The 14,804-nt window shown below is 61.9% G+C and carries 14 protein-coding genes; 4 read left to right on the forward strand and 10 right to left on the reverse strand.

Going from position 1 to position 14,804, the window contains the following annotated elements:
- Positions 1-128 precede the first annotated feature (128 nt).
- Genes AC09SL_RS07690 through AC09SL_RS07700 form a run of 3 tightly spaced genes read right to left on the reverse strand, consistent with a single transcriptional unit; the run spans position 129 to position 4,565 of the window.
- Complete coding sequence (locus tag AC09SL_RS07690; protein ID WP_058542396.1) at positions 129-1,478, reverse strand: TolC family outer membrane protein; 1,350 nt, start codon at positions 1,476-1,478, stop codon at positions 129-131.
- A gap of 2 nt (positions 1,479-1,480) precedes the next feature.
- Entirely contained in the window at positions 1,481-2,851 is a 1,371-nt protein-coding gene (locus tag AC09SL_RS07695; protein WP_058542395.1) for an HlyD family type I secretion periplasmic adaptor subunit, read from the reverse strand.
- Complete coding sequence (locus AC09SL_RS07700) at positions 2,844-4,565, reverse strand: type I secretion system permease/ATPase (protein WP_058542394.1); 1,722 nt, start codon at positions 4,563-4,565, stop codon at positions 2,844-2,846. The genes AC09SL_RS07695 and AC09SL_RS07700 overlap by 8 nt, the downstream gene beginning before the upstream one ends.
- 359 nt (positions 4,566-4,924) lie before the next feature.
- Here AC09SL_RS07700 and AC09SL_RS07705 point away from each other — a divergent pair, with 359 nt between their 5' ends.
- Positions 4,925-5,536 (forward strand): TetR/AcrR family transcriptional regulator, encoded by a 612-nt coding sequence (locus AC09SL_RS07705; protein ID WP_058542393.1) that lies wholly within the window; start codon positions 4,925-4,927, stop codon positions 5,534-5,536.
- A 51-nt stretch (positions 5,537-5,587) separates the two neighbouring features.
- Here the strand turns inward: AC09SL_RS07705 and AC09SL_RS07710 are convergent, their stop codons facing one another.
- From AC09SL_RS07710 to AC09SL_RS07720, 3 genes are all read right to left on the reverse strand, one after another.
- Entirely contained in the window at positions 5,588-6,691 is a 1,104-nt protein-coding gene (locus tag AC09SL_RS07710; protein WP_058542392.1) for a polyamine ABC transporter substrate-binding protein, read from the reverse strand.
- Positions 6,692-6,730: 39 nt separating this feature from the next.
- Complete coding sequence (locus tag AC09SL_RS07715; RefSeq protein ID WP_058542391.1) at positions 6,731-8,068, reverse strand: alginate export family protein; 1,338 nt, start codon at positions 8,066-8,068, stop codon at positions 6,731-6,733.
- Between the two features lie 118 nt (positions 8,069-8,186).
- Positions 8,187-9,449, reverse strand: coding sequence for a serine hydrolase domain-containing protein (locus AC09SL_RS07720; protein ID WP_058542390.1), 1,263 nt, complete (start codon positions 9,447-9,449; stop codon positions 8,187-8,189).
- Positions 9,450-9,728: 279 nt separating this feature from the next.
- Between AC09SL_RS07720 and AC09SL_RS07725 the strand changes: the two genes are divergently transcribed.
- Positions 9,729-10,106 carry a hypothetical protein gene (locus AC09SL_RS07725; protein ID WP_058542389.1) on the forward strand — a complete coding sequence of 126 codons (378 nt, stop codon included), beginning with the start codon at positions 9,729-9,731 and terminating at the stop codon, positions 10,104-10,106.
- 132 nt (positions 10,107-10,238) lie between these two features.
- Here AC09SL_RS07725 and AC09SL_RS07730 read toward each other — a convergent pair whose 3' ends face one another.
- From AC09SL_RS07730 to AC09SL_RS07745, 4 genes are all read right to left on the reverse strand, one after another.
- On the reverse strand, positions 10,239-10,934 hold the full coding sequence (locus tag AC09SL_RS07730) for a tRNA (adenine(22)-N(1))-methyltransferase (protein ID WP_058542388.1): 696 nt from the start codon (positions 10,932-10,934) through the stop codon (positions 10,239-10,241).
- Positions 10,935-10,949: 15 nt separating this feature from the next.
- A complete protein-coding gene (locus tag AC09SL_RS07735; RefSeq protein WP_058542387.1) occupies positions 10,950-11,876 on the reverse strand; it encodes a Gfo/Idh/MocA family protein in 927 nt (308 codons plus the stop codon).
- 131 nt (positions 11,877-12,007) lie between these two features.
- Positions 12,008-12,802 (reverse strand): DeoR/GlpR family DNA-binding transcription regulator, encoded by a 795-nt coding sequence (locus AC09SL_RS07740; protein WP_058542386.1) that lies wholly within the window; start codon positions 12,800-12,802, stop codon positions 12,008-12,010.
- Positions 12,803-12,997: 195 nt separating this feature from the next.
- A complete protein-coding gene (locus AC09SL_RS07745) occupies positions 12,998-13,330 on the reverse strand; it encodes a hypothetical protein (RefSeq protein WP_064106923.1) in 333 nt (110 codons plus the stop codon).
- Between the two features lie 150 nt (positions 13,331-13,480).
- Between AC09SL_RS07745 and AC09SL_RS07750 the strand changes: the two genes are divergently transcribed.
- Complete coding sequence (locus AC09SL_RS07750) at positions 13,481-13,726, forward strand: hypothetical protein (RefSeq protein WP_058545259.1); 246 nt, start codon at positions 13,481-13,483, stop codon at positions 13,724-13,726.
- A gap of 44 nt (positions 13,727-13,770) precedes the next feature.
- Positions 13,771-14,790: a surface-adhesin E family protein gene (locus AC09SL_RS07755; protein ID WP_058545258.1), complete on the forward strand. Its 1,020-nt coding sequence runs from the start codon at positions 13,771-13,773 to the stop codon at positions 14,788-14,790.
- The last annotated feature ends 14 nt before the right edge of the window (positions 14,791-14,804 follow it).

The following is a 14,804-nucleotide window of genomic DNA, read 5'->3' on the forward strand; positions in this document are numbered from 1 at the left end:
TCCAAACGGTGGGAGCAAAGCTTGCTCGCGATGACCGCGGCACATCCAACATCAAGGCAGACTGACCCACCGCCTGCGCGAACAAGCCCTCACACAGGGATAAGTTGCAAACTTGAGCCCTGGATTGTCTAGAACAAGCTTTGCACCTGTTCCAACACCGCACGGTTCATCTGCCCGGTGTGGGTGTGCAGGCTTACATAGCTTTGCAGCATGTCGAGCTTGGTATCGAGCAGATCTCGACGAGCCTGGAACACCCGCTGTTGCGCATCAAGAATATCCACAGTGGAACGCACGCCGCCCTGGAAGCCTTTTTCCGTCGAGGTCAGCGCTCGCTGGTTGGACTCCACCGCCCGTTGCATCGCCTTGCTCTTAGCAAACCCGGCCACGACGCCCAGGTAATCGGCCTCGATATCCTCGGCCAGTTGCTGGCGTTGCACGTCGTAGTCGGACTGGGCGCCGGCCAGTTGCGCTTCGGCCTTGGCCACCGAGGCCCGTACCGCCCCGCCACGATACAACGGAATGTCCAACTGCACCCCCACGTAGTAGGTGTCCTGGCGCGGGTCGAGTTCCTGGTATTGACGGGTTTCCCGGCGGGTCAACTGGGTGGTCAGCGACAAGGTGGGATAATGCCCGGCGCGCTGGCTGTCAGCCTGGGCTTCGGCCACTTTCACCGCCGCCAGCCGGGCGGCCAGCTCGGGGCTGGCTTGGCGGGCAATCGCCGTCCAGTACGATAAGTCCTGTTCCGGCGGAATCGGGCTACCGGCGGCAAGCTCTTCGCGCATCGGCAAGATGTCATCGATGGGCACGCTGGCACGCCCGGACAAGGCCCGCAAAGCCGCCACCCGGCGCGCCTGGGCTTCAGCTTCCTGGGCTTGCACCAGATCGAGCCGCGCCTGGGCCTCATCGATATCGGTGATCGCGCCCTGGCCGCCCTCATAAAGCTTTCTACTTTGAATGACCAAGCCTCGGATGGCGGACTTTTGCTGGGCGATCAACTTGATTTCGTTCTCCGCCCGGGCAACATCGAAATACCCCTTCGCCACCCGGTCATACAGGGTCTGACCGGCCACGTCGAACACCTGGACGCCCAGTTGACCGCGCGCCTTGCCCTCCTGGTACGCCGCCCAGCGCGCCTTGTCGTAGAGCGGCTGTTGCGCCGCCAGGGTGACGTTGTTCGCCTGGTAATCGTTGCTGTTGACATAGGTGCTGTCATCACCGCCGTCGGTCCGCCCGCCGTAGCCGTAGCGCGAGGTCAGCGACACTTGCGGGTAAAGGCCGCCACGCCCGATGTCTTCTTCATGCCGCGAAGCTTCATAGGCGTGGGCAGCCGACTGCACGGTCGGATCGTTGAGGCGCGAGGCATCATAAGCGGCGGTCAGGCTCAGACCGCCCTCAGCGGCCCACACCGGATTGAGCGCCGCCCAACCCGCACACAGGCTCAGCAATACACGCAAACGGTAGCGGCAACGATCGACCACGCTCATTCCTCCTTGAAGGCTGCAAGCAAGCGTTCACGCAAAGGCTTCATCAGGTAGTTCATCAAGGTGCGCTCGCCCGTCACCACCGTGACGTCGGCGAGCATGCCCGGGCGCACCAGCAAGCCTGCGCCCTGCAACGCAACCACGGTGTCGGCGGGAATCTCGACCTTGGCGGAGAAGTACGGTTGGTGGGTCTGTTCATCGATCAGTTGATCCGCCGACACCGTCGTCACCGTGCCGGTAACCGTTGGCGTATCCACCCGCTGCAGCGCCGTGAAATGCACATGCACCGGCAGGCCCGGACGCAGTTTGTTGGCCATCAGCGGCTCGAAACGCGCGGTGATCGCCATCGGTGCATCCAGCGGCACCACTTGCATCAGGGTCTGGCCGGCCTGCGCCACGCCGCCGACGGTATGAATGCTTACGTCCATGACCTGCCCGGCCACCGGCGCACGGATCGCACCGTTGTCGACTTCAAACTGCAAGGCGCGAATCTGATCGGCATAACCGGCCGCCTCGGCCGAGACTTCGCTGAGCTGGGTTTCGGCATCGCGGCGGAATTCCTGCTGCGCCTGCAAGGCCTTGAGCCGGCTTTCATTGATCGCCTGGCGAGTCCTGCCGACATCACCCACACCAGAAGCGATCTGCCCCGCCAACTGGGCCGCGTTGCGCTCGGCCTCGAAGAGTTTGTTGCGCGGAACATAACCCTCCCGAGCCAAATCACGCAGGCCTTCGAGTTCCTGCTGCTGGAAGCGCATCTGCGCGTCGTAGTTGCGCTTGACGCCTTCGTAGCCAAGCAATTGCTGCTGCAAGGCCGCGGCTTCGTGCTCGATGATCTGCAAGCGGCTGCCCAGCTCCGCGCGGCGGGTGATGAACAACTGGCTCTGCAAGGCCATGGCCGCCTTGACTCGCGGTTCGTCGGCGTGCGCCAGCAGTTCCGCGGGCCATTGGATCTGGGCACTGCCCAGGCGCTCGGCAATCAAGCGCGCCTCGATGCTGCGATCATTGAGCAGCTTGCCCAAGGTCACGTCCAGTTGCGACTGCGCCTGCACCGTATTGAGTTGCACGAGCAATTGCCCCTGGGTGACGCGGTCGCCATCGCTGACCAGCAGTTTTTCCACCACCCCACCGACCAGCGACTGCACCGCCTTGCGCTCCCCCGCCACCACCACGGTGCCGCTGCCTACCACCCCTTGGTCGAGCGGCGCCAGGCAGGCCCAGAGCAGGAAACCACCCAGCGTCAGGACCAGGAATCCCACGCCATAGCGAGCCGCGCTCCCGGCGTCGGTGCTGGCGCTGGGCAGTGTCGTGGTGCTGCGCACGCTCAGCCCCTGCTCGCTGTACGCTTGTGTTCCTGGAGTCAGATCACGCATCGCCGCCCGCCTCCCTGACCGCGGCCGGTCTCGGCCCCGGCATCAATGCCTTGAGCACCCGGTCCCGTGGGCCGAACGCTTGTTGAGTACCGTCCTTGAGCACCAGGATGTGATCGACCACCGCCAGCACACTGGGTCGGTGAGTAATCAACACCACGGTGCTGCCAGCCGCCTTGAGCGCACTGATGGCCTGCACCAGCGCCAGCTCGCCAGCGTCATCGAGATTGGAGTTGGGCTCATCGAGCACGATCAGCGATGGCCGTCCATACAGCGCGCGAGCCAGGCCCAGGCGTTGTTTCTGCCCACCGGACAAGCCAAGCCCACCGGGGCCCAACGGCGTGTCGTAGCCCTTGGGAAAGCGCAGGATCATTTCGTGAATGCCGGCATGACGCCCGGCGACGATGATCTTGTCGGCGTCCTGCTCACCGAAGCGGGCGATGTTGTCGGCGACAGTGCCGTCGAACAACTCGATGTCCTGCGGCAGGTAGCCAAGGTGTGGGCCCAGGGCGTCGTGGGACCACTGGCTGATCTCGGCGTCGTCCAGGCGCACCGACCCGCCCATGGCCGGCCATACCCCGACCAGCGCCCTGGCCAGGGTCGATTTACCGCTGGCACTGGGGCCGACCACGGCCAGCACATCGCCCTTGGCGAGGCTGAAATTGATCCCGCGCAGGATCGGCTGCGAAGCGCCCGGCGGACCGACATACAACTGCTCCAGGCGCACCGCGCCGGTCGGCGGTGGCAACGGCATGCGCAGGCGCTCGCGCGGATGCTGGGCCAGCAATTGGCTCAGGCGCTGGTAGCTCTGGCGTCCGGCGTTGAATTGCTTCCACGAGCCGATGGCGATTTCCACGGGCGCCAGGGCCCGTCCCAGCAACAGCGACATAGCGATCATCATGCCTGCCGACAGTTGGCCTTCAAGCACCAGCAAGGCGCCCAGCCCCAACGCCAGGGACTGCCCGGAGATGCGCACGAAACGGGTCGTCGAGGTGATACGCGCGCTGCGATCGCTGGCATGGGCCTGAGCGGCAATGATCCGTTGCTGCAACAGGCTCCAGCGCTGACGCAGCGGCCCGAGCATGCCCAGGGCCTGGATGACTTCAGCATTGTGCAGCGTGCTGTTCACATAGATAGACGACTGCACCCCCAGTCGATTGGCCTCCCCCAGGCGTGCTCGCGTCGCCAGTTCTCCCCACAGCGCCAGGCCGATCAGCACCAAGGCCAGCACCAGTGTCAGCACGCCGAACCAGGGGTGAAAGATGAACGCCACCAGCAGGAAGATCGGCAGCCAGGGTGCATCGAGCAAGGCGATCAGGCCCTGCCCGGTAATCAACTGGCGCAGGGTCGCCAGATCGGTGAGCACCTGCGCCGGGTTGGCGTTGTGCTCGCGCAGGCTGCGGGAGAAGGCGGCGTCGAAAATCCGCTCCCCCAAGGCATCGTCCAGCCCCGCGCTCATGCGAATCATCACCTCGCCACGGACCCACTCGATCAGGGCGCTGAACATGAACAGCCCCAAGGCCATCAAGGTGAGCATGAACAAGGTGGTTTCGTTGCGGCTGGTCAGGACCCGGTCGTAGACCTGCATCATGTAGAGCGACGGCACCAGCACCAACAGATTGATCACGCCACTGAACAATGCCAGGGCCCAGAACACCCGGCGGTAGCTCAATAAGGCAGCATCAATGTCATGACGCGGATCGAGTAGAAAGCGCATAGAGAATCAACCCGCAATAGGAATAGTCGGTCCCGGCGCAATCCATCGCGAGTCACTTGCCCGAAGGCGTCAAAAAAAAGAGCGTCATGTTGCTGACGTGTCGCTATCAGAGCCGATCGTCGCCGCTACGGACGCCAAGTACTGACAACGTAACCTCAGGTAAGTGCCAGCCCCCAAGTGAGTGTTTTCACCTCAATGACCAGCGGGTTGCCGCACTTCAAAGGTGAACCATCGAAATAACCGCTTTAAATTTTTTACCCAGTTAAGTATTTTGCGTGGTACCTGAGCGCCGACGGCAACCAAGCACCTGCGGGAGCTCCGGCCCTCTATCCTCTTCTTTCCCACAACAAGGACCTCCCGTGAGCGGACTGCGTGAACGTCAAAAAGCCGAACGCCGCCAAGCCATCAGCAAGGCGGCGGTCGAACTGTTCGAGCGCCAGGGTTTCCAGAACACCACCATCGAACAGATCGCCAGCCAGGCCGGCGTATCGGCTCCCACGGTGTTCAAGTATTTCGGCAACAAGCAGGAGATCATCCTGGAGATCCTGCACGACGCCGACCAGCGCGCACTCACCGACACCCGCAACCAGATGCCTGAAATCGACGACCCGGTCCAAGCGCTGTGTTATCTGGAGCGGCTGTTGACCGGCTACGCGCTGGAGGTCATGCACCCGAGCCTGTGGCGCGAGTTGCTGCCGCTGATCCTGTTTGGTGGCGACAACGGGCTGCCCGAGGGGTATCGCGCCATGAACGATGCACTCAGGGCCGAAATCAGTGGGCTGATCAGGGAACTGCAACAGGCCGGCAAGTTGCGCGCCGACCTCGACGTCGAGCTGGCCGCGTTCCTGTTGAACGACTATTCGCACTTGCAGTTGTTCAGGTTGGTCAACCAGGAACAACCGGACATCGAGGCACACTCCACCCAGGTCCGGCGGATCACCGAATTGCTCTTCCGGGGCATGCGCACCTGAGGGCGTTCCCCACCGATACGGACCCGGCGCCGCAACGCCGGGTCACGCTGATCAGCGATGGGTCTTGATGCCAGTCCAGGTGCGGGTGCGGATCCGCTCCACTGCCGCCGGCACCGGCTCCAACGCGAACAGGGTCTTGCGCGCCTCGTCCGGCACATACATGGCTGGGTTGTTGCGAATATCGGCGTTGACCAGCGCCGTGGCTTCCTTGTTCGGGTTGGGGTAACCGATCTTGTTGCTGATCCGGGCAATGACGTCGGGACGCAAGATGTAGTTGATGAACGCGTAGGCCTCTTGGGCATGAGGGGCGTTGGTGGGCACCATCATGACGTCCGACCACATCGGCGCGCCCTCCCTGGGCAACGCCATTTCCACCTTGACACCTTTTCCAGCGTCTTCGGCCAGTCGTTTAGCCAGCGCCACCCCGCCGGACCAACCCACGCCGACGCAGATCTCGCCGTTGGCCAGGTCCATGCCGTAGCGTGACGAATTGAAGTAGGTGATATACGGGCGAACCTTGAGCATGGCCGCCTGCGCCTTTGCATAGTCCTCACGTTTCTGGCTGTTGGGGTCCAGCCCTACGTAGTGCAAGGCGATGGGTACGATCTCGTTGGCGGCGTCCAGCAGACCGACGCCACAACTGGCCAGCTTGGCCATGTTCTCTTCCTTGAAGAGGATGTCCCAGGTGTTCATCTGCACATCGGCGCCCAGCACCTGGCGCACCTTGTCGACGTTGTAGCCAATCAGGGTCGTGCCCCACAGGTACGGCGCCGCATAGCGGTTACCCGGATCACCCACCGCTTCCAGGGACTTCATGAACTCGGGGTCCAGATGCTGCCAGTTCGGCAACTGGCTGCGGTCCAGGGGTTGGACGGCGCCAGCGGCAATCAGGTGACTGACGTTGGAACTGCTCGGGTAGACCACGTCATACCCGGAGTTGCCGGTCAGGAGTTTGGACTCCAAGGTCTCGACGCTGTCGAAAACGTCGTAGATGGGACGGATGCCGGTTTCCTCCTGGAAGCTCTTGAGGATTTCAGGCGGCAGGTACTCGATCCAGTTGTAGATTCGCACCGTCCGCTCTTCGGCCAGGCTCGCGCCACTGACCAGCATCGAAACAACAGCGCCCAGCAAGGTGTTGCGCAAAAACAGGCTCATGATCAAACACTCCAGCGCGGCCGCGAAGGCTCGCGGCACTTAATAGCGGTAGGTGAAGTAGAGTTCCAGCGCGCTGAACTTCCGGTCGTCGCCGAACACTTGCTTGGCCGCTGCCATGGGCTTGACCCAGTTATAGGACAGCGAGGTGGACAGCGACTTCGAAGGCGCCCAATCCAGGAAGACGACACTCTCATCGGCAAACCGCCGGTCACTGACGGCAGCGCCCATGTAGTTTTTTTCGTCGAGCCAGAACTGGTAGTGGATCGCCCCCAGCGTAAGGGTTTCGTTGAGGTGGGTCTTGAGTGAGAACTGCTGGACGTTTTCGTTGCTGTTGAACAGCAGGTAGTTGCCGACGACATCGCCGATCAGCCAGGTGCTCCAGTCGACGAAGCCCTTGCTCAACGGATCCCAGGCTTTCTGTCGGTTGTCGGTGAGGTTGTCGTCGCCGGAAAAGCTCGCGTAGCGGTAGCCAATCACCGGGGTCAACGGCAGCGTGCTGAAGGTGTAATCCGCCTGGCCGTACCAGGCCTTGGCGTCGTAATCCACGCCTTCGCCGCTGCCTCGCTCCAGGGCATATTCGGCATTGAGGGTCAGGTCCGGGATGCCCGGGAGCCTGGCGTTCAACGCCCTGACGTTGTACACCAGCATGCCATCGCGGCGACGCGGCAACGTGCTGCCCTTGGGCCCCATGGCCTTGACCTTCAACGCGGTGGCGCCCAGCGTCACCTGGTCGTCGAGGTTGTAGTCCAGGTTCACGCCGCTCATGCGAAAGTCACCCAGGTCGCTGTCGGTGCCCAGGCTGAAGCCCTGGACCTTCAACGCGCCATGGTCCCAGGCGACCACCGCCGATTCCTTGAAGGCGGTACGTGGGGCGAGCCAATAGGCACCGTCATTCAATTGGTCGAGGTTGCCATCCATCACAATGAAACCGTTGCCGATCATGTAGTTCTGGCGACCGCCGGTGACCGTCCACTCCCCGGCCCGGAAACCGCCATAGAACTCTTCGGTCGACACCTTGCCATCGGAGCTGCGGGAGAAGCCACCGGCATCGCCATCACCCAACGTGGTCGCGCCCACCAGGGAGCCACCGGCCAACAGGCTGAAATCCGGCTGCACGGCGTATTCCAACTTGACGCCCGGCTTGACGTATAACTCCTGCCAGTCGATTTTCGTACCGCGATTCTTGCCGCTGCGCATGTCCACCACGCCGCCGCCAAAGTTGACGTTGCGGGTAGAAAGGACTGCGCCACCGGCACTGAAGTTGACCTCGCCCTTGAGGTTGCCCTCCTCGAAGGTGTAGCCCGCCCAGGCAACCTGGGCGGTCAAGGGTAACCCGAGCACGAGGAACGTTCGGGACAAACGCATCATGGAAACCATATGGAGCTCCTGTGTGATTATTGTTGTTACAGGGCAGTAAATGGCGGCGCAAAACCGCGCCAACACCTGGTGGGGCCAGGTGAGCGGAACGCAAAATTCTTGTGTTTATCGGATGACGTCAGGGCGTCAGGTGCGCCGCAATGGCACGCAGCATGCGCACGCTGTCGCCGTCGAATGGGCTGACGGCATCGCCCAGGGACGACTGCTTGACGATCACCACGCCGGACGGTTTGTCGATAAACAGGTATTGACCATGGATGCCACCGGCCATGAGCGCCTGCCTGTGGTCGTTGAAGACATACCATTGGCTGCGGTAGGACGCGCCTGGGGTCCAGCTCGAAAAGTCAGGGGATGCAGCGTAGATCGCGGGGTCGGCTCCGGCGGCGATACCGGCCAGCGCCTCGGCCGAGAGCAGTTGTGTCCCACCCTGGCGGCCATCGTTGGCCAGCAGACGGCCGAAGCGCGCCATGTCACGCAAGGTCGCACTGAAACCGGCACCGGCGACGCTGCGGCCCCAGGGGTCCGCCAGGAAGTAGCCGTCACGTTCACAGCCCAACTGGCTCCAGATCTCTTGGAGCAACTGATGGCAGGCCTTGCCTGATGCCCGCTCCATGACCCAGGCCAACGCCTCGGTGGTGGCCGTCACGTAATGGAAAAAGCCACCGTGACTGCCGCGTTTGCGCAGTGAGGGCAAGTACTGGTACAGGGATTCGAACGTCGCGTACTGCGCCGGCGCCGGCTGGAAACCGCAGGCGTAACCGTATTGGGAACTCTCTGAATCCGGATCCTCATAGACCTCGCTGTAATCGACCGCCACGGCCATGTCGAACAACTGGCGCACGGTCGCATCGCCGAACGCGCTGCCTGTCAGTTCCGGTACGTAATGGGCGGCCGTCAACGTAGGGTCCAGCAGGTCTTCGCAGACCAGTTGCTCGCCCAAGGCACCGATCAGCGACTTGGTCACCGAAAACATGATGTGCCGGTCCTGGGGACACTGGCCGTTGAAGTAGCGCTCAAACAGTACGGTGTCGCCCTGCAAGACCAGGAAAGCATCGGTCTGGCTGGCGACCAGGTGATCGATCACGCTGATGCTCAAGCCACATTCGCTGTCGAAGTGCAGCTCATCCAGCGGCTGGAGCGCCTGCTTGAACGCGCTGACCGGCCCGCTGCCGGCCTGCACGTCGATGCAAGGACGCAAGCGCGCCAGGTTGCGGAAACCCCATTGGTTGAACGGTGGGCTCATCCAGTTGTGCCAGGTAACGCGGCGCTGGGGTTCGGCGGGAAAGCCTTGCATGAGTGAAGGCGCCAGGCGTGCGTCAAATGACGATTCGTGAGTCTCGACGTAAAGACTGGCCAGTGAAGGCACGGTGTTCTGATTCATCGGGTTGCCCCTGCAAAATGACTCTGCGTGAAAGCAGATGCAGGAGAATAATTACTCGATGTAATTTTTTAGTCAATAAAACTTTTTATCGACATTATTCCTGTAGGAGCTGTCGAGCGAAGCGAGGCTGCGATCTTGTCCCAGACACTTGAGTCGCAAGCAATAGATCAAAGGCCAGCGCCTGGCGATCGCCCCAAGCCGTCAGTACGGTTGATCCAGGCAAAGGCGCAATGCCACGCTATGATCCCGCAAACGTCAGCACCTCAAACAAGGGCAACCATGAACACTCACGCAGCGTGCCTCGGACTGTCTGCCTTGACGCTCGCCTTCCTGTGCGAGCCGGTCCAGGCCTCGACGTGGCAGATCTGTCACCTGGAGCTGCGTATCGTCGAGGTCCTGAAACAACCCTATCCGCAGCTGCAGGCGCAGATCGTGAAAGCCAGGCCAAAGTCCTCCTCGGTGGAGTGTCCGGCGCAAGGCTCATTGCTCACTTTCACCCCGGAAACCCCGGACTACCAAGCCACGCTCCCCCGCCGGCAATGGCCCCGGAAAGGACAGTCGCTACAGGTCGAGTACCGTTACCTGGATGGCGTCTGTAAAGGCGACGGCAACTCGTATGCGTGTCGTATCAAGCACTACCCGGTGGTGGGCCGATAATCAGGCGGCTGGAGAACGTGGCATTTAGCTGATGACCTCATCGCGAGCAAGCTCGCTCACACAGAAAGGACTTGCGCAACCCCCTGTGGCTAGCTTGCTCGCGATGACGTCGGCACAGCCAACCTCAGCGACTCAAGCCAACAGCTCAGTGATCCAACGGGCCTGCCGGGCTATGTCTTGCAGCTTCTCTTCCGGCACGGCTTGCCGCGCCTTGGCGAAGCTGGTGAGGGTCTTTTGCTTCTGGCACAGCAGGCGCTGCCACTTGGCCAGGAAGATCGGGTTACGGGCTTGCAGCTGCAGCGGGCCGAAGTACAGCTCCTCGGCGGTGTACGTCACCGGCCCGGCGCGCTCGGCGATGATGATCTCGTAGTAGAAACGGTTTTCCCGCAGCACTTCCTCGCAGAGGATGCGGTAGTCGTTCTCCATCAGCCATTGGCGCAGCGGTTGCTCGCCGCCGTTGGGCTGCAGGATCAGGCGTTCCTGGCCACTCAACCGCGCTTTGCCGCTGTCCAGGATGTCGCGGATCGTCTCGCCGCCCATGCCACAGAGGCTGATCGCGGTGATCCCGTCTTCCGGCTCGATCGCCGCCAGGCCATTGGCCAGGCGTACGCTGATCTGCTGTCCCAGGCCATTCTCGCCCACGGTGCGTTCGGCGGCGCGAAACGGCGTCAGCGCCACCTCGCCAGCCACCGCCATCGCGATGGCGCCACGGCGCAGCAAGGCTACCGGCAGGTAAGCGTGATCCGAGCCGATATCGGCCAGGCGCGCACCCGCTGGCATATGCGCCGCCACGCGCTCCAGGCGCATGGACAAGGTCTGTTCGTTCAACTGCAATTCCCTGGATTAATCGTAGAACGGCTCGACCGCCGTCCGGCTGCCGACAAAAAAACTGTCCGCGACCAACCGCAGCGGCTGCAGGTCCATGTCGCTGGCGTTGTCGGCAATCAGTTGCTGAAAATGTCGATACACCGCCGCGTACTCGCCTTCCTCGGATACAGCCTGGCGCACGCCGTCGATGCTCAACAGTGCACCGCCGTTGTCCAGGCGCAGGACGCCTTCGGCGCAGCGAATCTCGATGCTCCAGAGCTCGTCATGGCCATGGTCGAAATCGAACTCCGCACGAACATCGAGGTGGCGCGCGTCGGCCATCTTGATGCTGGCGGCAATCGGCGACTGGCAGTTGTCCGGCACGCGCAACTCGGCGGACTCCACGAACAGCGGCAACGCCAGCAGATGGGTCACAATCGACAAGGCATTGATACCCGGATCGAAGACGCCCAGGCCACCGGGTTGCCAGATCCACGCCTGGCCGGGGTGCCACTTGCGCACGTCTTCCTTCCAGTCGATCTGCACGCTCTGCAAGGTGCGACTCGCCAGCCAGTCACGGGCGGCTGCGATGCCCGGCGCGTAACGCGAATGCCAGGCGAACAGGCCGCTGACGCCTTGCTCGCGGACCTGCTCCACCAACGCCATGGCTTCTCCCAGCGTGGCGCACGGCGGTTTTTCCACCAGCACGTGCTTGCCAGCCGCCAGCGCCTGTTGCACCAGGGCAAATCGACCTTGTGGCGGTGTGCAAAACGCAATGGCATCGACCTGCGGACCGTTTTCGAGCAGTTCGCCCAGGGACCGGAAGTTATCCACCCCGGCGCAAGGCAGCCCTTGCGTGGCGACAGCCACCAGTTGAAACGCGGGGTTGGCGTGGATGGCTGGAACGTGTTGATCCTGGGCAATCTTGCCGTACCCCACCAGCCCGAGACGAATCGGTTGCATCGATGACTCCTGATTTTTGTACTTGTGATCGGCCAGCAAACTAGACGCAAATCGCCCGGCGGACAATGGGAACCGTGCAGTATCTATCCGATCGTCCGGCACAACAGGGCAACAGCAGTGCAGCAAAGAGGTCAGCCCTGCCGCGGTTCACTGGATGCAGTCACGACGTTGGTCACCCGGCCGAAGAAGGGCTCCAGCCGCTCACGCGGCGCATCGTGCTCGACCACCAGGGTGGCGACCTCTTCGCAGGCGGCCACCTGATAGTGGGCAACGCTGGAGAGTTTCTCATTGGTCACCGCCGCGATCACCTGCCCGCTTGCCGCGACCACCGCGCGCTTGAACTCCGCGTCATCCAGGCCGAACGCCGTGACGCCATTGTCCGGATCGATGGCGCAGGCGCCGAGGACACACACGTCAAAACTGAACTGGCGCAATTGCTGGACAGCCGTCAACCCGATCACGACACCCGCGTTTGGACTCAAGCGGCCACCCAGCAGGATGACCTCAGCGCGGGGCAGCTTCATCAACTGAACCGCAATCAGCGGCGAATTGGTGGTGAGGGTCAGCTGCAGTTGCGGATCGATGGCGCAGGCCACGGCCAGGTTGGTCGACCCGGCGTCGATGAACACATGTTGGCCCGCACGCAACAGTGCGGCGGCCGCTTGACCGAGACTGCCCTTGCGCGCCGGGTCTTTGCGCACGCGTACGTCCAATGAGCCTTCGACAGCGGGCACGAGTATCGCGCCGCCATAAACGCGCTTGCACACCCCCGCCGCTGCCAATGCCCCCAGATCACGCCGTATCGAGTGCTCGGACACATTGAATTCGCTGGCCAAGTCAGCCGCGATCACCCGGCCATACCGGGCAAGACGCTCGCTGATCAATTGCTGGCGTTCGCCGGGGAACGCTTCGTGAGGAGAAGTCATGACGTTACAACCTGCATAAACGAGCACTAATGATCATAAACGAGCAAATAGTGCCGGTTATGCAGCGAGGCGTCAAACCCAAGCCACCTCAACCAGCACACAAAAAAAGCCCCGCGACCGAATACGGTGCGGGGCAAGAAAATTGGTTGGTTGCGGCCAACCAAAGGAGCACAGTGAAAAACGTTTACGGGCCGCTCAGATGCATTCCTGTGCGGCGCGTTCGAAACTCGAAGGCAGGAGGTTGGAGGCCAGCAAATGCCGCTCGTAGATGAACACCTTGCCGCCGCTGCCGGCCTTGTAGGCTTCCAGCACGTTGTCTGCCGAGACTTTGCTCGGCACCACGATGCGGTAGCTGCGCTGGGTCTGCGAGACCATCGGGTTGCCCTGCAATTTCGGCACGACGCATTCAGCGTATTGGGCCGGTGTCTTGCTGGTCTGCAAGGTCAGGGTCGGATTGTTCGGTGCCGAGACACAACCGGCCAGCAACAACGGGAAAAACGCCAGGGGAAGCAAAAATAAAGGGCGCATGGGTGGGGTCCTGAAAATAAAATAGTGGGCTGCGTATTCGATGGCGTTGATTTTCCAATGATTGTCGGCAAAGCAGAACTTGCATTTCGTAATGGTCACTATTACTCCTAGCAATAGTTGCAAGCCGAGAAAGATTGAGGGGGTATAGCCATGAGAACGTTTGATCTGATTCGCGACGCGGTATTGCCCGACTTCCGTGAGCGGGTGGCTGATTACCTGATCCAGTACGAAAGCGTGCTGCTAAGCAAGACCGAACTCGATCCGGAGCTCAAGCGGGCCACGGCCAATCAACTGCGCGGTTATTTGCGCGGGTTGAACACCACTCGGGTACTGGGCATGGCGGATTGGGAGGAGCTGGATCGGCGGGTGGTGGATACGTGGCTTTTGACAGGCTGATCCCCTGACTCTGGATTCCTCTGGCACGAGCCATGGCTCGGCAAATGTGCCAAACGGTCCAAGACAGCGGTTGGCGGCAACTAGCCGCCGACGGCGAGGATACCGTATTGCTGGATTCGGGCACCTTGAGCCAGAACAACGCCCAACGCTCGATATGGGCAGGCATCGACTATGCGCGCCCGCGCCTGGATGAAAATGAAAGCAAGCCCTACGATCGCCGGTTCGAGCGTGTAGAAATCAATTGCGCAACCCGCCAAGCCAGCACCCGCCTGACTTATCGTTTAAGCGACCAAGGCCTGCTGCCGCCACCCGGCCAGCCACTCGACAGTGCATTCGACGCAGCGCAACGCGCTCAGTTGATTGACGCGGTGTGTGCCGAGCCCACCCACTTGACGAAACTCGCCACACCCGGCCCGCGCCGGAAAAAACCACCGCCAAACCTGCCTGCGCCGCTGGTACCGGCAGCGCTGTTGGCCCAGGTGAGCGCACTGCCTCAAGGACAACCGACCAACACCCTCAACCCTTTGCAACTCACATATGACGCGGTCTCCCCGATGGCGCCAAGTGCCGTGATCAAAGACACGCCTATGGATTTGCACCTGCAGCCAGGTCCTGCTCGCGGCATATGGCGCGAGCAGGCAACTGGCGCATTGAGTAGTAAACAGGTGAGCGTCCGCTGGCGCGGGTTGATCGAACTGGCCGCGACGAGCGACGCCGGGGTCGATGGCCTGCCCGCCCAAGAAAGTCGCCTGACGAGCATCGATTTGGTTGGGGACTGGCAAAACCTCAAGCCTGGCAGTGCTCTGGGCTACAGCAAGACGTTGGCTGCCAGCACGGGCAAACCTTTCGTGCAGAAGTTTGAATGCTCGGTGCGTGAATCCTTTCCTGCGGCACAACACTTCGCCTCGCTGCTGGGGCTGGCGCGCAATGTGACGTGCAGCGCAGACAATGGACTGAAGTCCAGTAGCACCTATCTCTACCTGGAGGCCTATGACCTGTTCGTAAAAACCGCTGAAAGGTCCATGCTGCTGGTCCAAGTCAGAAAGCTCAAGGCAGCGCAATAACGGGCAATCCTTAG

The sequence above is a fragment of the Pseudomonas sp. PF05 genome, assembly GCF_056521845.1.